The organism is Sphingobacterium lactis (genome assembly GCF_011046555.1).
In the GTDB taxonomy this organism is placed as follows: Bacteria; Bacteroidota; Bacteroidia; order Sphingobacteriales; family Sphingobacteriaceae; genus Sphingobacterium; species Sphingobacterium lactis.
On record NZ_CP049246.1, the window covers coordinates 3,848,717 to 3,867,386 of the forward strand.

Annotated in this window: 14 protein-coding genes; 9 read left to right on the forward strand and 5 right to left on the reverse strand. The window is 46.7% G+C overall.

Annotation, left to right across the window (positions count from 1 at the left end):
• Nucleotides 1-137: 137 nt before the first annotated feature.
• Entirely contained in the window at nucleotides 138-761 is a 624-nt protein-coding gene (locus tag G6N79_RS16760) for a 7-carboxy-7-deazaguanine synthase QueE (RefSeq protein ID WP_103905920.1), read from the forward strand.
• A gap of 669 nt (nucleotides 762-1,430) precedes the next feature.
• On the opposite strand, the gene G6N79_RS16765 is transcribed toward G6N79_RS16760, so the two are convergent.
• Genes G6N79_RS16765 through G6N79_RS16775 form a run of 3 tightly spaced genes read right to left on the reverse strand, consistent with a single transcriptional unit; the run spans nucleotide 1,431 to nucleotide 5,200 of the window.
• Nucleotides 1,431-2,834: an arylsulfatase gene (locus G6N79_RS16765; RefSeq protein WP_103905757.1), complete on the reverse strand. Its 1,404-nt coding sequence runs from the start codon at nucleotides 2,832-2,834 to the stop codon at nucleotides 1,431-1,433.
• 3 nt (nucleotides 2,835-2,837) lie between these two features.
• On the reverse strand, nucleotides 2,838-3,911 hold the full coding sequence (locus G6N79_RS16770) for a Gfo/Idh/MocA family protein (RefSeq protein WP_103905758.1): 1,074 nt from the start codon (nucleotides 3,909-3,911) through the stop codon (nucleotides 2,838-2,840).
• Nucleotides 3,912-3,940: 29 nt separating this feature from the next.
• Nucleotides 3,941-5,200 (reverse strand): Gfo/Idh/MocA family protein, encoded by a 1,260-nt coding sequence (locus G6N79_RS16775; RefSeq protein ID WP_103905759.1) that lies wholly within the window; start codon nucleotides 5,198-5,200, stop codon nucleotides 3,941-3,943.
• A 115-nt stretch (nucleotides 5,201-5,315) separates the two neighbouring features.
• On the opposite strand from G6N79_RS16775, the gene G6N79_RS16780 reads away from it, so the two are divergent.
• From G6N79_RS16780 to G6N79_RS16790, 3 genes are all read left to right on the forward strand, one after another.
• Nucleotides 5,316-6,581 (forward strand): DUF819 family protein, encoded by a 1,266-nt coding sequence (locus G6N79_RS16780; RefSeq protein WP_103905760.1) that lies wholly within the window; start codon nucleotides 5,316-5,318, stop codon nucleotides 6,579-6,581.
• 306 nt (nucleotides 6,582-6,887) lie between these two features.
• A complete protein-coding gene (locus tag G6N79_RS16785) occupies nucleotides 6,888-7,130 on the forward strand; it encodes a hypothetical protein (RefSeq protein WP_103905761.1) in 243 nt (80 codons plus the stop codon).
• 14 nt (nucleotides 7,131-7,144) lie between these two features.
• The gene (locus G6N79_RS16790; protein ID WP_103905762.1) at nucleotides 7,145-8,839 is read left to right on the forward strand and encodes a hypothetical protein; all 1,695 of its coding nucleotides are present in this window, start codon (nucleotides 7,145-7,147) and stop codon (nucleotides 8,837-8,839) included.
• A 73-nt stretch (nucleotides 8,840-8,912) separates the two neighbouring features.
• On the opposite strand, the gene G6N79_RS16795 is transcribed toward G6N79_RS16790, so the two are convergent.
• Nucleotides 8,913-9,968 (reverse strand): phytase, encoded by a 1,056-nt coding sequence (locus G6N79_RS16795; protein ID WP_103905763.1) that lies wholly within the window; start codon nucleotides 9,966-9,968, stop codon nucleotides 8,913-8,915.
• Nucleotides 9,969-9,978: 10 nt separating this feature from the next.
• Nucleotides 9,979-12,771, reverse strand: coding sequence for a TonB-dependent receptor (locus tag G6N79_RS16800; protein WP_103905764.1), 2,793 nt, complete (start codon nucleotides 12,769-12,771; stop codon nucleotides 9,979-9,981).
• Between the two features lie 291 nt (nucleotides 12,772-13,062).
• Between G6N79_RS16800 and G6N79_RS16805 the strand changes: the two genes are divergently transcribed.
• From G6N79_RS16805 to G6N79_RS16825, 5 genes are all read left to right on the forward strand, one after another.
• Nucleotides 13,063-13,875 carry a GLPGLI family protein gene (locus G6N79_RS16805; RefSeq protein ID WP_160003675.1) on the forward strand — a complete coding sequence of 271 codons (813 nt, stop codon included), beginning with the start codon at nucleotides 13,063-13,065 and terminating at the stop codon, nucleotides 13,873-13,875.
• 6 nt (nucleotides 13,876-13,881) lie between these two features.
• Complete coding sequence (locus G6N79_RS16810; RefSeq protein WP_103905766.1) at nucleotides 13,882-16,527, forward strand: TonB-dependent receptor; 2,646 nt, start codon at nucleotides 13,882-13,884, stop codon at nucleotides 16,525-16,527.
• A gap of 179 nt (nucleotides 16,528-16,706) precedes the next feature.
• The gene (locus G6N79_RS16815; protein ID WP_103905767.1) at nucleotides 16,707-17,105 is read left to right on the forward strand and encodes an acyl-CoA thioesterase; all 399 of its coding nucleotides are present in this window, start codon (nucleotides 16,707-16,709) and stop codon (nucleotides 17,103-17,105) included.
• Between the two features lie 72 nt (nucleotides 17,106-17,177).
• Nucleotides 17,178-17,843, forward strand: a complete 666-nt coding sequence (gene rsmI, locus G6N79_RS16820; RefSeq protein WP_103905768.1) for a 16S rRNA (cytidine(1402)-2'-O)-methyltransferase — start codon at nucleotides 17,178-17,180, stop codon at nucleotides 17,841-17,843.
• A gap of 27 nt (nucleotides 17,844-17,870) precedes the next feature.
• Nucleotides 17,871-18,668 carry a PH domain-containing protein gene (locus G6N79_RS16825; protein WP_103905769.1) on the forward strand — a complete coding sequence of 266 codons (798 nt, stop codon included), beginning with the start codon at nucleotides 17,871-17,873 and terminating at the stop codon, nucleotides 18,666-18,668.
• Nucleotides 18,669-18,670 lie beyond the last annotated feature (2 nt).

The window sequence follows — 18,670 nt, forward strand, 5'->3', positions numbered from 1 at the left end:
GCTAATTTTCACCACCCTTGCAAGCTTAGGTTTCCATGGCCATGAACACACCCTTGCTGAACGGTTCATTTCCTGAAATTCAGTTGACATACACATCTCCCATTTTTTTCGTAATTTTGCAGCTCAAATTACTTCACATGTCAAATCAAGTTCCAGCGGACGGCACATTCCTTCCATTAATGGAGGAGTTTTACACGATACAGGGCGAGGGATACCACACGGGCAAGGCGGCTTATTTCATCCGCTTGGGAGGCTGCGATGTGGGCTGCCATTGGTGTGACGTCAAGGAAAGCTGGGATGCCGCACTGCACCCACTGACCGCAGCGGAAGTCATTGTGGATAATGCCAAGAAACACCCCGCAAAAACGGTCGTGATCACAGGTGGAGAACCTCTACTCTACAACCTGACTTACCTGACGCAAAAGCTGAAGGAAGCCGGGATCAAAATTTTCCTGGAAACATCAGGCGCCTATCCCCTAACCGGGTATTGGGATTGGATCTGTCTATCGCCGAAAAAATTCAAGGGCCCTCGTGAAGATGTGTTGAGCGCCGCGGGTGAGCTGAAGGTGATTGTTTTCAACAAAAGTGATTTCCAATGGGCAGAGGAACATGCGAAATTCGTGAATGCGAACTGCAAACTGTACCTGCAACCGGAATGGTCCAAAGCAGCGGAGATGACACCGTTGATCATTGACTATGTCAAGGACAACCCGAAATGGGAAATTTCCCTGCAGACACATAAATACCTGAATATTCCCTAAGAACAGGTTTCCCGAAAGATTGGAAAGCCGGTTGGGCAAGGTAATTTTCTGTTAGATTGCACCCACATACATTGGTTTCCGTTTTTTTTCCTATATTTAATTCAGCATCAACCCTTTAACCGCTGACACTATGGAATTTCCATATTCGTAAAGCAACTCCTTATTCTTGCTATTTTTCGCAATTGGACCACGCTGTCGTGATATGATTTTTTCAATGTGCGATGATCCATGCTATTTTTTCCGTAATGCCTCATTTTTTGGAAAGTGCCTTGTGGGGTACCTGGACCTTGTTCGACATGCAAGCGTACTGTGGCCGTAGTTTAACCGTGGTGCAGACGTGCTATAGGCACGCTCTCACCACGCTCTCAGTACGCTCTCACCTCGGACGCATGTCAGACAAGGTCTAGATAGAAATAAGGTAAATTCGCAGAGAAAATTTAATCAACACACTGATTTAAAACATGTTGCGCGCGATTTTAACAATTTGATAAAATTGGGCTATAAACGTTTATTGTGCAGTTTAGGTAGGGGAATTGCTGTGACATGAAGTGCGCAAGAAACACGCCCCGGATTATCGGAACGGCGAGGCTATCTGTACGCAAATTGTGCGGAACATTTCGTTCGAAGAAGAGAATCTACTACATGTAGGAATCTCTCCTGCTTTCATCATCACTGAAATGGGAACAATGCGCTTTCCGTACGTGCTTCAGTCATAATTTTCTTGGCTTTTTCCACCAATTCCGGGTGTTTGTCGGCAATATTATGTTGCTCGTTGATATCGGTTGGCAGATGGTAGATGGCAATTGGTGCATCGGGGTTGTCCTTTGCTTTCAGGCGAATGGCTTTGTAATCCCCCATGCGGATACCCTGCTTGCCACCCTGTTCATGGAATTCCCAATAGAGATAATCATGGTTGCGCTGGTTTTCCTTTCCTTTTAGGGCTGGTAGAAAGCTGATGCCATCGGTCTTATCCAGCTTTTTCGCTCCGGCAATCTCCAACAGGGTCGGTGCGATATCCCAAAATGCGGACACATGCCTGGACTTGCTGCCCGCCTCGATAGACGCTGGCCATTGCACCAACATCGGCACGCGAACCCCGCCTTCGTAGACATCACGTTTATTTCCACGAAAAGGTCCCGAACTCTTAAAAAAGTCCGGATCCGCTCCACCTTCCAGGTGGGAGCCATTGTCACTGGTAAAGATAACCACGGTATTTTCGAGTACCCCCTCCTCCTCCAAGGCGTCCAGGATCTGGCCGACATGGATGTCCAATAGGGTCATCATGGCAGCAAAGGTCGCTCTCGGTTGCCGCTGCGAGGTATAACCCGGGCCGGCATTCGGGCCGTAATCACTACCCTTGAACGGTTTTTCCGGAAACTTACCCGCGAACATGGCCAACTCCTCGCCGGCAGGGACGATCAATTCGGCATGTGGCAGTACGGTGGGCACAAAAAGAAAATAGGGACCATCTTTATACGTATGGATGAAGGTTAGGGTTTTGGCCTGAATGGAGTCAGGGACATAGACCACCCGATTCGTCAGATCGTTCCCTTGCATAGGGATGCGTTTGTCATTATCCCAGAGATGGGTCGGGTAATACCGGTGGGACTGCCGTTGACAGTTATAGCCGTAGAATTCATCGAATCCCTTGTTCAGTGGGTCACCGGTGGTGCCCACCATGCCGAGTCCCCATTTCCCAAAGGCTCCCGTGCGATAACCTGCTTGCTGCAGCAATTGAGCAAAGGTCTGCACATCCGCCGCAAGCGGCTCCTGCCCTTCCGGTTGGATTTCCTTATTCCCGCGGATATAGGTATGGCCTGTATGTTGTCCTTGCAGCAGGGCTGCCCTGGATGGCGCACAAACGGGCGCCCCGGCGTAGAAATCCGTGAACAACATACCTTTCGCCGCTATGCGATCGATATTCGGCGTGCTGAATTTCTCCTGACCATAGGCACTAAGATCTCCATAGCCGAGATCATCCGCCAAGATTAAGATGATATTTGGCTTTTTGCTCTGGCCGAATGCATACACAGCCAGCAACAGCAGGCCAAATACAAAGCTTAATCTTTTCATACATTATAATTTTACGATATTCCCAGTCTTTACGGATTCGTCACAGGCAATGGCGATCTGTAAACTGTTCACAGCATCCTGCATGGATTTGGAAAGGTCCAGATCTTCTTGGATGGCCTGCATAAAGAAAGTCTGTTCGCGGTTGCACAGTTCCTGATGATCCGGTTCGTCGGCCAGGTCAATCCATTCATCCGCACGGGTAAAGTTATTCTCCCCATCGATATCCGCATAATGAACCTTTAACGATTCGGTCTTCGTATGCGCTTCAACAGAATCGGAATTACCGGCCTTAGCTGCTTCTTTTGCCACGATGGATACACAACCTTTCGGACCAATGACATCCTTCACAAAGAATGCCGTATCACTGATCATCGGTCCCCAGCCTGCTTCATACCAGCCCACACTGCCATCGTCAAAACGGATCTGCAGCTGCCCGTAGTTGTAGTTATCGCTGGGAATATCATCCGTCAGCCGCGCGCCGATGGCCGAAACCGTTATGGGCTTCGCGTCCGTCATCTGGCACATCACATCAATATAATGCACGCCACAGTCCACAATGGGGCTCAAACTCTTCATTAAATTGCGGTGCACATTCCACATGTACCCCTGCGATTGCTGGTTCAGGTTCATGCGCATCACCAAGGGATATCCCATGGTCTTGGCGACTTCTATAAAGCGGATCCAGGAAGGGTGATGGCGCAGGATATACCCCACCACAAGCTTCTTCCCTGCTTTATTTGCGGCCTCCACGACTTTCTGAGCACCAAGCACCGTATCCGCCAATGGTTTTTCAATGAAAACATGCGCACCGGCTTCGAACGCTTGGATGGCATATGCTTCATGGGTATCAGGGTAGGTGGAAATACAAACCGCATCGGGCTGGGTTGTTAACAAAGCGGTCTCGTAGTCGTCAAACAAAGGATAATCTGCACCTAACTTTGCATTTAATAGCTTCTTGCTCTCCCCCCGTGAAACCAAACCCACGATTTCAAATGCGGGCATATCATGGTAGGCTTGTGCATGGGACGCCCCCATATTACCGCAGCCTACCACCAAAATCTTTATCTTTTCTATCATCTAGTATGCACCAATAAGGATCAAATTGATTAAGTTGCCAAACCCGGTCTTGGAATCCGTGCTGTATCCAGTTCCATTTCCCAGGAATATCCGTCACTTGTTGGGCCATAGGTTTTCTCCGAATTCTGGATCTCTTCCAGGCTGATGATCTTGCCGGAGTATGCAGCCTCACGTGCCCAAATACCCAACAGGGTAGAATCGGCCATGAAATCACCGTCCATCAGTGTTTCCCCACTTTTGATCGCCGCGAACAACTCATCGTGTTGCGTTTGGTACATGTTATTCATCTTCCCGCTGAATTTCCAAGGGTTCTCGCCATGGATCTGGTAGCTGCTCAATAGGCTAACATTCAGGTTGCCTTTGGTTCCGATGGCCTCGACGGAGTTCCGCGGTTGGGTACCGTTCTGCTGTCTGCCGAAGTGGAAGCCCTTTACGCCATCGCCATAATCGAATTCGACCGCAAAATGGTCGAAAACATTGCCATATTTATCCCAAGGTTTGCTCTGCCGACCACCAGTTCCCGAAACAGTTTTCGGCAATCCCCGGTTCAGCATCCAGCTCATAAAGTCGATGCTGTGTATGGTCTGTTCCACGATGATATCTCCGGAATAACGTTGGTAATAGTACCAGTTCCGGAGTTGATAATCCAGATCCGACCAATTTGCCTGTTTTGGCTTTTCAGTCAGCTCGCCACCTAGGCGGAATGTGCTGATCGAGAATATATCGCCAATGCTACCTGCATGCACCTGCTTGGCCAGTTCCCTGTTTGGCGTGGAGTATCGGAAACAATATCCGGACACCAGGTTCAATTTCTTTTCCTTGGCCAATTTCACGGCTTCCCGGACGCGGTGCACACCCGGAATATCCACGGCCATCGGTTTTTCACAGAAAATGTGCTTTCCCTTTTTCACGGCTTCTTCCAAGTGATCCGGCCGAAATACTGGCGGTGCAGCCAACAGGACCACATCGACTTTGCCCCCTATTAATTTCTTGTAGGCATCAAAGCCGATATATTTTGTTTTTTCTGTCACCTTTACCCTATCCTTATGCGCTTCCTGCAGTGCGGATAGTGCTGTTTCAATCTGATCCGGAAAAATGTCCGCGAGTGCAACGATCTCCACATCGGGATCTGCATTCAACGCCTGAAAGGCAGCACCCGTTCCACGGCCACCACAGCCGATCAGACCAACCCGGATTTTCTTTTTTATTGTAAAATTATTGTGGGATAGGTCTAATGAAGTGGCGCCGAATAGTATACCACTGTTTTTAATAAAATTTCTACGGTCCATTTCGTCTGTTTTTGAACGATTCAGAATGATTTAAGCGATTGTAATTATGAATATTTCAATTATTAATTGAAATAATTAGCTATTTTCACAGCAAAATAACAATTATTACAGTTCTATGCAAATTACTGAAACCGAAACGATGCCACTCATCAGCAACACAACGGTGGTATTCGGATTATTGATGGCCATCCTTGGCTTCGTCTTTTATACGTCCAATTTACAGAACAAATTCATTAAGGGATTTTACAACATCATCCCCCCTTTATTGCTATGTTATTTTTTACCGGGTTTATTGAATTCATTTGGTGTGATCGATGGGGAGAATTCGCCATTGACGAGCATCGGCAGCCGGTATTTCCTACCGGCCTGTTTAATTCTATTCGTATTAAATCTGGATCTTCGGGAGATGTGGGCCTTACGGAAGCGTGCTGGATTGATGTTCATCACCGGAACCGTGGGGATTGTTCTCGGCGGTCCGATTGCGGTCTATTTAACGTCCCTGGTTGCTCCTCAAGTCGTTGGTGGCACCGGACCGGATGAGGTATGGCGCGGATTGGGTACCCTGGCAGGTTCCTGGATTGGCGGTTCCGCAAACCAAGTCGCACTGAAGGAAATTCTACAACCGTCAGCAAATCTATTTTCCTCCATCATTGCCGTGGATGCCTTCGTAGCCTATATATGGATGGCCTTCCTGCTGTACGGTGCGAGTAAATATAAACAGTTCGATAAGTTCTTTAAAGCAGATTCGCAGGACGTAGAAGAACTGAAGGCACGCATGGATGAAAAGGTGAAAACCCATAGCCGCACACCGGAAACCAAAGATATTATCTTGATGATCGCCCTCGCCTTTGGCGGAACAGGTTTGGCCACTCTTCTGGCAGAACCGCTTTCGACCTATATGGCCACCCACTATCCGGACATGGCGAAGTTTTCCCTGACAAATAGTTTCTTTTGGTTGATCTTCTTTTCGACCGTGATTGGTATTGCTCTATCATTCACACCGGCTAGAAAATTGGAATACGCAGGCGCTTCGAAATTGGCTTCGGTATTCCTGTACATCCTGATCACGACCATTGGTATGCAGATGAATATACTGGCCATCCTGGGTAACCCAGGGCTATTCGTTGTTGGCTTTATCTGGCTAGCATTCCACGCACTCCTACTGCTTATCGTGGGTAAAATATTCAAGGTACCCTTTTTCTATTTTGCCGTGGGCAGTATGGCCAATGTTGGCGGTGTCGCTTCTGCGTCGGTAACTTCAGCCGCGTTTCATCCGTCACTGATATCCGTTGGGGTTATCCTTTCGGTCTTCAGTTATGCCATAGGCACCTATGCGGGTTGGTTAACCGCCATATTGATGCAATTGGCCTCAGGACTTTAATCATAATTCGGGGAGGAATCCCTGTAATACTATACTCTTCGTAAGCAGTGAAACCTTTTCCGGTTACAGGGAAAAGGTTTCATTGCTTTTTTTGATTCCCAACGCCCCTGTCGCTACCTAATATATACCCATTCCTTAAAATCACCACCAAAATTACCGATTCAATATAAGTTTTTATTTATTTTTGGAAAATTATTAAAATATAACGTTACCGATTGACCTAAATAGTTAATTTTATAGCGTTAATTTATCAGGTAGGCTTTCAACACCTTCAACCAACAGTTAAGTATTAACTACAAGGAACACATGAAAAAAGAAAAAAACGGTGCAGGACCCTCAATCCAAGGTACTAAAGGACATCATATGTACACGGAACAATTCCTTTCCAGGAAATATTTTGCCCCTAGGGTCAATTTGGAAAAGGTGTCCTTAGAGAGTTCGATCGCCGCGGTATCCACCACCATCAAAGTGAAGGATCAATCCGGTCAGGAACCAAAGGTTAAAGACTGGAAGGAAGATAAAGATATCTCCTATGACCTGGACCTTTGATCAATCTGCAAACCATGGAAAAACGTATCCTATTCCTCATCCTCTTCTGCCTATCAAGCTTCCTTTCCTGTAAAAAAGAAAGTAAACTGAGCCAACCTGTTGGGAATAGCAAAATCACGTTTACCGTCTTCGGTCTCCAACCAAATAAGGTTGTTCATATTGAGCCTAAGTTATCGAAAGATAAGCAGCGCATGGCTAGCTCCCAGCCCATAGCTTATACCCGAATCATACCTGCCGGTGACTTGGAATATGAAGTCATCCTACAGGCTGAGACCGAGCATTCTGTTCTAGAAAAGCGAGCTTCTATTGGAAAGGCGAGCAAAAAAGGAGAAGCCAAACCGATGCAACAGGGTTTCAAATACAACATAGTCCTATACGAAACTGATCAGGAAGGGAAGGCAACAACATTTTTTGCGCAAGCGATGGGTGAGATTGGAAAACCATTGGAAATTGGTGCCTTCCGGAATAAGCGGTACAAATGGTTCGCTTATTCCTTCAACAACAATACAGATCTTCCAGCATTTAACGCATCAGATCCACAAATCGCCGTCCAGGCCACCAACAGCACCACTGGCAATGACTTTCTCTATGCGACGGGGTACATCCAGACAGCCCCTGACCTACAGGCTGAAAACAACATAGCAATTACCTTTGAACGGAAAACCGCAAATGTCAGGTTGTCCCTGAATACACGCGGCATTTTCTCGGCAATCAAAGGGGCTTCGCTAGCGATCGCCAGCGATGATGCCGGCCTCAGTGATGGCGCATTTTCCCTATTGGAAGATAAATTCGTCAACATCACGCCCGCACCCTTAATCAACAATCATGAGTGGCGGAGCCAGGTTGCCGACACGATCCCTAATGATTGGGTCAAATATGCTGATTTTGCCACCGTTACACCCAATAGACCAATTAAACTGAAAGTGTCCCTTCGGGATTTGGTCATTATCAGCCAACAGATCGATGGATCAACCCCTTACCAAATCTTTGAGATTGAACGGTTGATGCCCAATACTGCATTCGATCTCCCAGAATTTGTCCCCGAAACGGGCAAACAATATCGTTTGGATATTCGACTCCGGGAGTCACCGATCCTGATCAATCAAGTGCAGTGGGCGCGCGCCAACCTTTTTTATATGGCAACCTCAAAAGGAAATGCATATCGATTCAGGTATGACAACACCTATTTCAGGAACCAAGCTGGCGGTATTCAGCATATCAAAAATTCCGATTATTGGCATGGCGGACTGAAACCGGGCGACCCTCCATTTACCAATGCAGACCCTTGCCAGGAGGTCTATCCCAAAGGGCTCTGGCGATTACCGGGCTACATGGATTACCTCTTGCTGATTGCCAGCGCAGACAACCCGAATGAGCGCGTTAACCAACCCGGTAACGACGGCTGGTTCGTGAAATGGTCCAATACCGATGTTTCCGGCTCGCACCATTATCCAACGCCGGACCTCTTGTTTACCGCCCTTGGTTATCGCGACAGCAACCAAGTCATTCAGGGCTTCAACTATGAAGCTGGAAATACCAATATCGGTCTCAATGTCAAGTATGGCGACGAAGGGTACTATCGGACCAATGACCCAACCATGTACTTCACCATGAAATACCGATCCTCCATTATCGATCCATTTCTGCTGATTGCGTTGAATGAATTTACAGATGGCCGGGGAGCCTCAATTCGTTGCGTCAGGAAATAATAAACACCCTATAAACATAAAAAAGGCCCCTGTCCTTGGGGCCTTTCCTCTCGAATTGCTTATTATATTATTTTTATTTTTTTGCGTCGATCAGTTCCTGGAACTGCTGCCAATCGTAGTAATGGAATACCATGCCATTACTCATCGCGACCAACATGCCTTTCGGAAACTTGCTACCTATCGGCATGGAAATCGCATCAGCGCCATCACATTCGATTGCTGAAACCGGAACTTCGGCAATACGGGTGTATTGATGTGGATTACCGGCATCCCCTTCCCGCGGATAGATATTGAAGGAATTGTTCTGCTGGTTGGAGGCAACGATATAGCCCGTTGAATCACTGGTCTTATAGATCGCGATTCCTTCATGGTCTTCCTTGAAGTCCTTCTGTCCGAATACGGCAAGCTCTTCATTGCCCTTTGCCGGATCAGCATAGTACTTATGGATGCCATAACCTTCATCGGAATAATACACAAAGCCCAATTCGTTATCAACAGCAATAGCTTCGATTTCTTTACCACCCAGGAATTGTCCGAACGTCCGTACCTTTTCGCCAACAACAACACCATTGTTATCTTTCAGCTCATACTGGAAAAGGTAATTGTCCTTCCCTGCCGTCTTGCGACCGACGATGGCATAAATGGTATTCCCCGTGCTGTCGGATTTGGTATAGAGTGAAATCCCCATTGGTGATTTCTCGGTCTCCCCTTCAAATACCGGAATTCCACCGTTATCCAATGGCTTCAGATCCGGCATACTGAACACCCGGATTTTATCTGTTCCACGCTCGGTTACGACAGCGATATCCACTTTTTTACCGCCGATCTGCATGCCGTAGGCAATATCCACATTGTTCGGTCGGTCCAATGGAACGACCTTATTGATGATCTTGCCATCCATATCGTAGGCGTACAATCCACCGGTCTTCTCGTGCTTATCCGTTCCGATGACAATGACCTGCGTGCTGTCCGCCGGGTTTACCCAAATAGCGGGATCATCCGTATCGTTGGGAACAACTTCCGTTGTCACCATAGGTTTCAGTGCATGGTCAACAACAGGTGCCAATTTATCACCACAGGAAAACAACATGCCCGTGGCCAATCCGTATATCAAAAATTGTTTTTTCATGTTTCAAAGATTACAGGTCGTATTTAAGACCTAAGGTATAACGTGGTTTGTAGTATTCCAACTGTCTCATGTATTGCTTCTCCCCTTGGTAGTAGCGCAATGGTTGGTCTGTTAGGTTATTTGCTTCAGCAAAGATGCGGAATGACTTCGTGATTTTGTAGGAAGCATTGGCATCCAGGAAGAATTGTTTATCGTAGTACGCATCGGTGAATGCATTGTCGCCGATTTCATCCAAATAGGCTGCTGTAAAGTTTGCTGAAACACGTGCAGAGAACTTATTGTTCTCCCACGATAGGGAACCGTTCAACATATGTGGTGCTGTTCTTGGCAAGCCCAATCCTTCACGCAGAATACCATTTTCACCGGAAACACCCTTCGCTTTGGATTCCGTGAAGGTATAGTTTGCATAGACACCGAACCCTTTCAGGAATTTACCAGGAAGGAAATCCAATTGGCGCTGGAAGGCAACTTCAAATCCATACACATCCACTTTGTCGCCATTTCTAAATTGGGCGAAATCCCAAGTTTCTGTTCCTTGGATAGGATTTTTCAGGTCCGGGAAAGTTTCCTCAAAACGAGCCGAAGTAAAGCTCTGGTCACTATACTTGTAGATAAAGTTCTTTAAGTTTTTATAGAATACACCTCCGGAAACAATACCTACATTTTGGAAGTACTTCTCCACCATCAGGTCGTAGTTAACGGAATAAGTAGCCTTTAGATTTGGATTTCCCGCAGAAATTTCGCGGTTTTCCATCAGCGTATTAACATATGGTGCTAAAGCGTAGTAATTTGGTCTGGCCAAGGATGTCGTTACCGCAGCACGCAAGATGAAGTTCTCATCAAAATTATGTTTCAACGTTATACCCGGAAGAATGTTGGTGTAGTTATTCTTGTTACGGATCTCACCGGTTAATTCTTTTTCATCTACAACGTTGTTACCTGTATAGTCGATACGTGTATGTTCGATACGCGCACCCAAAATCAATGCGGTGTTTTCGGTAATGTTCTGATCCCAACGGATATATCCGGCATAGATATGTTCTTTGGCGTGGTAATTCACGGCTAGGTATTCACCTGGTACGGTCTCCTGTTCGAATTTCGATTTATCCGTCAAATCAAGACCACCCAGATAGTCCTTGCTCACAAAGGAACCCGGTGCATAACGCTCGCCCTGTTCCCAAGACCTCGCATCCCAAGTCTGCAATGGGTTGTCCGTCATAGCTTCCAATCCATCGATAGGTGCGTATTCAAAGAAATTGTTCTCTCTTTCCTTGGATTTCAGACGAAGGCGACCTCCGAAACGGAATCTACCTTTTTGTCCTTCGATCACGGAAAGTGGAAAACGGAAGTTCACTTTCATACCGACCTCATCCTCATGGGTATTATTTTCGTTTTCTGTCAACTCCTTCAATTCCAGTTTGGAAAGGTCTGTATTGTCATCTTTTACGAATGGCAAATACGGATCGCTGATATCGGTTCCGATCTTTGCTTTTTTCAATCGGTAGGACATGTAGCGTTCATTCGGTCTCCATTCAGATGCTCTGGAATAAGACGCTGCCCAATCCATATCCAATTTGGATGTCAAAAGGTGCTCACCATGTAAGGAAAAGTTCATTACCGTCTGGCGCTCCAAACGGCGTCCCTTGTTGCGGTTGTTATCAATACCGCCTTTGGTCTCACGACCCAAAGTAGCGATATAGGAGTTCTGCTTTTCGTCCCACTCAATATCCTTATAGGTAAGGGCAAAACGATTCTCGCGGTCATCACGCCAGTTGTACATGGCATTCAAGGCAATGCGGTTTCTGGAGTTGAAATCGTAATCCCAAGCTGCGGATACACTGCGACGAACACGAGCAACATCGTACTTGCGGACCTGCATCTCGTTCATGAATACTTTTCCTTCTTCATCTTTCCATTCCGCTTCAATGTTATTTGAACCGAAATCCTGCGCCTGCATGGTTCCACTCAATACCAAGCCCATTTTATTATCCATAAAACGGTTACCATAGATGAATGCACCATTGTAGACCGCTTTTTCGCGAACAGGCATATAACCTCCGCTCAATGTGGCCGAGATCCGTTGTTTATTCGGAACCGCACGGGTCACCAAGTTCACCGAACCACCAATGGCATCGGCATCCATATCTGGCGTCAAAGTTTTGTTCACTTCAATGGACGAAATCATGTCCGATGGGATCAAGTCCATCTGCACGTTTCTGTTGTCGCCTTCCGCTGATGGAATACGGTCACCATTCAATGTTACCGAGTTCAATTCCGGAGACAGACCGCGTACGATAATGTTACGCGCCTCCCCTTGGTCGTTCTGCATGGTAATCCCCGGTACGCGTTTCAACGCGTCTCCGATGTTCTGATCTGGAAAACGTCCGACCTGATCGGAAGAAATGATGTTAGTGATATTGGAATTGTTCTTTTGCTGGTTCAAGGCTTTGGCCTGTCCTTTGGCAATATCCCCCATCACCGTCACTTCATCGATGGAATTGCTTGCGGCTTCCAATAAAACCTGAAGTTGACCATTGGTCGAAGTAACCTGCACTTGCTGTGAAAAGTGGTCGTACCCTAAATAGTCAACAGTTAATTGATAAGTACCAACAGGAAGATCCAAGAATTCGAAATTCCCGTTCGCATCTGAAACCGTAAATCGGTTTCCTTCAGAAATTCTCAAGGTAGCACCAGGCAAGGAAAATTGATCCTTGCTGTCCATAACCTTACCCTTTAAGATACTGGTCTGGGCAAAGCCGCACACACATAAGAATTGGAAAAAAAGTAAAAGTGTTAATCTCATAAATTATTGATTTCCGGCAAAATTATCACCGACAATTTATCAAGAGATTAACCCAATGTTATTAAAATGTTAACCACTATGTGACAGATAGCTGGTTAAGGTCAAAAAATTATCCATACAGCATAATAGGTGAAGTTTTCTATTGATTTTCAAACCTTCAAAAAAAACACTTTTTTAACCAGAAATAAATATTTACTTTAGTATAGAACACGTGTTCATCACCATATTATAAACAATTGTAACTTCCGAAAGATTATGAAACACCTCTTGTCCCTGCTATTTTTTTGCGCCATGTTTCCTTTTTCTTCATCTGCACAAGAGAACGAATCCCAGTTCAAACAGCAGTTCATCTATGCGATGACATTTCAGATGGATAGCTTGGATAGCAAAAAGCAAACGGAAACCATGGAGCTATTAACAAACGGGAGCCACAGTGTTTTCCAATCACTGGAGAAGGGATTTCGGGATTCGGTGAATTTGGTGAAACGCAAGGAGAAGGCGGATTATGACGTCCGCAATGACGCTTCTTTTCGGGGCAAGTTAAAGCCGATCAATTCATTGTACAGTATTTTCAGGACCGACAACCATTTCCGGGTATTGGATGCGTTTTCGCTGGGCATGCGATCGGACAATTACCAATATTACGAGGAAGAGATCGTGCTTGACTGGAAACTCACCGGTAAGCAGGATAGCCTCTTGGGGCTTCCAGTACAGCAGGCAACAACTGAATTTGGCGGCCGGACGTGGGAAGCATGGTTCACACCGGAAATCCCTATCGGTGCAGGTCCTTACAAGTTCCACGGCCTACCCGGACTGATCGTAAAAATCAAGGATAGCCAGGATTTCTGGACATTCACCCTTACCGACATGAAACAAGATATCAATCGGCAGGTTGCTTTGCCCACTGGTTTACCGAAAACAGTCGCAAAGACCGATAAATTGGCATTTTTCAAAGGACGAAACGATTACTTCCTGAACAGGACGATCATTGATGAAGCTGCAGGCAATATTATCGTGGGCACACCGGAAGGCCGACAACAGTCCATCGATTGGGATAAGAAATATGCAAAGTCACAGAACAATTGGATCGAAAAATTCCAATAGCGACTTATGCGCATCTTCCTTGGCTTCTTGATCCTATTCTTCCTTTCCTTGCCTACCTTTGCACAGGTACAGGTTTCGGGGCGAATTTTGGACCTGGACCAGAAACCAATTTCCAATGTATCCATCTCCTATAAAAAGATTGGACAATCGGCCATCCTGGGTTATAGCAGGAGCGGTGCCGATGGAAGCTTCAGCTTGACCCTAGCAGCATCAGGAGTGGACTCCGTCATCCTGGACCTGAACCACCTGAGCTATAAACGGCGGACCCTAACCATCCCGAACCGCAGCGCAACGTATGCTTATATGCTCGAACCGGGGGATGAGCGCCTCAAGGAAATCGTGGTCACCAATAGGCCGATTAGCCAACGCAAGGATACGCTCATCTATCAGGTCGGCGCTTTCACCAATCGGCAGGACCGCGTGATCGCGGATATCATCCGGAAATTGCCGGGCATCGAAATGAATGGCAATCAAATTCTCTATCAGGGCAAGCCCATCCAGAAGTTTAAGGTCAACAACCTGGACCTGATGGAAGGCCGGTACAACATGATCACGAACAACCTGCCTGCGGACGCGGTAAAAAATGTGGAGGTCATCGAAAATGACCAACCCATTCGCATATTGGACAGCATCGAATTCTCCGACCGGGCGACCATCAACCTGGAGTTGAAGGAATTTACCACGACAGGAACTGGGAAAGTGGGCCTGGGCGCCAGCCATTTCCTATGGAACCTCAATCTGACGCCCATGACCTTCGGCAAGAAGATGCAGATGCTCAATTCCATACAGACCAATAACATCGGACATAATGTGGCGTCGGATCTCCAGCCATTCTACAGTGGATCCGGAATGGTCAGTAGAAATCCAGAATTTGGGGACGGCCCTGAATTCATCCATGTCCAGGAAGTCTCCACACCAGGTTTTGATGAGAAAAAATGGCTGAACAACAAAATTTTCCTCGCCAGCTCCAACATCCTCAGAAAATTCACGAATGAAGTGGAACTGAAAGCCAATCTATCGTATTACGACGATAGCCAACGGCAACAGGGCTATACCTCCACCTACCTCTACACCGCGGATGAGACGCTGCATCTGACCGAAGATGTGGATAACCGGTTCCGTATCAATGCTTTTGACGGGGGGCTCCTGGTGGAAAAAAATGCAAAGCAGATTTTTCTGCGGAACAGCCTGCGCTATAGGAAACACTGGAACAGCGATCGTGGGAACCTGATCTTCAATGCTGACCAAACAATACAACAGCAGAAAGCGCATACCGATGAGGCCCTCCAGAATGACCTGAACATTGCCCGATTGTTCGGCAAACAAATGGTCAACTTCAATTCCTCCATTCGTTATCAAAGGACTCCGCAGCGCTTGACCGTGACGCCAGGACAATTCGAGGACCTGATCAATAATGGAAATCCCTATGCAGGGCTCACCCAACGGGTTGATTACACCGGATTCCGCTGGAACAACGGCATTCAGCTCAGCCGTGCGGTAGGCTCCTGGCGATTTACTCCCGGCGTTGAAGTCAACTATGAAAAAAGCAGCCTGAACACGGACATAACCACCGCGACATCTACTGGAAACCAAGCGTTGGAGAAACCCTATATCAATGACATGGACAACAACAGGCTGCATGCTGTCGCCAACCTGGGCATCCAACGCAACTCCGACCGTTGGAAATTCTCCATGGCCCTGCCTTACAATTTCTATGCGTTTGACCTCCAGCAACAGGGAATGAACGTATTGGAAAAGGAAACCCAACACACGTTCAATCCATCGGTGAACCTTAATTTCCTGTTGAACAGCAACCATGATTTCGCGGCAACCGCATCACGAAAGACCAACTTCGCGGGATTCGACAATCTCTATTCTGGCTATCTGCTCACCCAATACCGCAACCTACAGCGGTATGACGCCCGTATTCTGCGTACGATAAACAATGCTTTCAACCTGCAATACAACGTTAAGAACCCACTGAAAGCACGATTTGCCTCCCTGGGTTATGCTTTTACGCTGGCAGAGCGGGACCACACCTTTGCCGCCCAATTGGATGCACTGGGAAGGTCGACCACGACCATCCTTAACCAAGATGGCCAAAACCTACGCCATCAGTTCCAGATTTATGGATCCACCTTTATACGACCACTGAAAACCATACTCAAGCTCTACGGTAACCTTGGCTGGGGCGTTGCAGATTATTACATCAATGGGGAGTACGCAAAATTCAGGGATCAATCCCAAGCAGGAACCTTTGAATTGGTCAGCACCTTCAGTTCAGCTGTGAACACCTCGTATAAGGCTACCGTCGGGAATATCCGCAACAGCATGGCCGGAGGTATGACAAACCATATCTTTTACCACAATCATTTCCTGCATTTGGCCTTCGCACCGGGCGAAACCCACATCTTCAGTATCAGTCCTAGTTTATATGACAACAATACCGAAAGCCAACGGAATCAATTCTTTTTGGATGCCAATTACAGGTATCGGATTAAAAAATGGAAAACGGATATTGACGTGAGTTTTCAGAATATCCTGAACAACAACAGCTACCTACGGCAATTCAATAGCACGTATGAGTTGATCCAATCTTCGTTTACCTTACGTCCGCGGCAGATCCTTATTTCCACGAGCTTTAAATTCTAATGGCCAAAGTTTATTATGGGATAGCACAGTCTATGTTTCATATTAAATTAAGGTAAATTTTAAGGAATTGAAGGCGTTCCCCTACCATTTTCCCCTGCAAATAGCTATTTTTAAATTATTCAAACGATATACACATGGAGAACACGATCTTTTACGAAGGCCAAGTTTTATAGTCACAGATAGATGCCAATGTACACTTGCGCCACTCCGCCTATGCGGATTTCTGTGCGCAGGCACGCAGTAATATGCTGAATAAAATGGGGCTTTCCCTAGAGGAATTCAATCGCCGCAAGATCGGTCCTATTCTGTTCCGGGAGGAGCTCAGCTATTTCCGTGAGATCGGATTGGATGAACGCATTACGGTGACGGTTCAGATCACGAAATTCAATACCGTGAATTCGCGGTTTTCCTTCCGTCATGAGATATTCAAGGAGAATGGTGTCCGTGCGGCATTGGTAACTGTAGATGGGGCTTGGATGAACATCGTGGAACGCAAGCTGACACCGATACCGGAGGAATGGAAAGATTATGTGGCCAAAATTCCAAAGGCTGAGGATTATATCGAAGTTTCGGAATAAGGCCGGTAGAGGTTCCGAATTTTCTTTGTTTTCAGGGATTTTTAAAACCGCATTATTCCCTATCTTTGAGCTATGTTATATATAGTCCCTACCCCTATCGGTAATTTGGAGGATATGACCTTTCGCGCCATCAATGTGCTGAAAGCTGTGGATATCATCCTAGCGGAGGATACCCGAACCAGTGCGCCGATGCTGAAGCACTTTGGCATCGACAAGAAGGTATTTGCCCACCATCAGCATAATGAGCACAAAGCGGTTCAGGAAATCATCCGTTTGCTGAAGGAAGGCAATGACATCGCCCTGATATCCGATGCAGGTACACCGGCCATATCCGACCCTGGATTCCTGTTGGTACGCGAAGCCATCAAAGAAGGGTTGGATGTACAGTGTTTACCTGGAGCGACAGCCTTTGTCCCGGCCTTGGTCAACTCAGGCCTTCCGAACGACAGGTTCTGTTTCGAGGGATTCCTGCCCGTCAAAAAAGGACGGCAGACCCGATTGAAATCACTCGCCGAGGAAAAAAGGACCATGATATTCTACGAATCGCCACACCGTCTGCTGAAATCACTGGAGGAATTCATTCAGGTTTTCGGAGCAGACAGGCAGGCTTCCGTATCGCGGGAGATCAGTAAGATGTTCGAAGAAACGGTGCGGGGCACCCTGGAAGAATTAAAACTGCACTTCGAAACCCACCCTATCAAGGGCGAGTTCGTGTGCTGCGTGGCCGGACAGCCATAATACACCATCAACTTTAAATCCGAATCAATGGAAAATTATCAAATCGACAAATACGTTCAAGATGGGCAGGATCCTAAAGTCGTGGAGAAGATCCACGGAAAGATCCTCGATATGATGACTCCCGGTGAGTCCGTGAATTATATCGCCGTGCAGAAAAAGCCGGCCGTAACCCTATTGCCGGACAGCATTACCGTCAGCAATAAACGCCTTTTTCTCTGTGAATTCACCAAACTGGGACTGGCTACCAATTTCGAGATCTTCAGTTGGCAGGACATCAAGGATATTGCCTTCAAGGAAGAGATCTTCGGTTCCAAGGTGACGGTTATCCCGTTCACCGGAGAAAACCTAACCATCGATTACATCCCTAAGATCCAGGCGCGCAAGCTTTATCAATTGATCAAGGCGGCCTTGGACAATTTGCAGAACCAGAAATCGGAAGCAAAAGAAAGCAAGATCGTCATCGAGAACAAGCCTGTATACAGCAATCCGGATCCGATCAAGGAGAAACCTATCGTGGAGGAAAAACGAGAAACTCCGGTTCAGGAAACGCCACGTTTTACGGAAAGACCAAGCCTGAACGACAGTTTTGCGCAGAACAATCCGAAGACTGAGGAGCCCAAACCGAGTATCTTCGGTACGCCTACATCTACACCATCATCGGAACCGAACAGGCCAAACCCTGCGCCTGTTCCAGCAACAAGTAAGGTGGAGGATGAGGATGAAATCACAGCGAAATTAAAGAAACTGAAAAGTCTTTACGACAAACAATTGATTACCCAGGCTGAATACGAAAGCAAGAAGGCGGAAGTCCTCAGCAAACTGTAAGT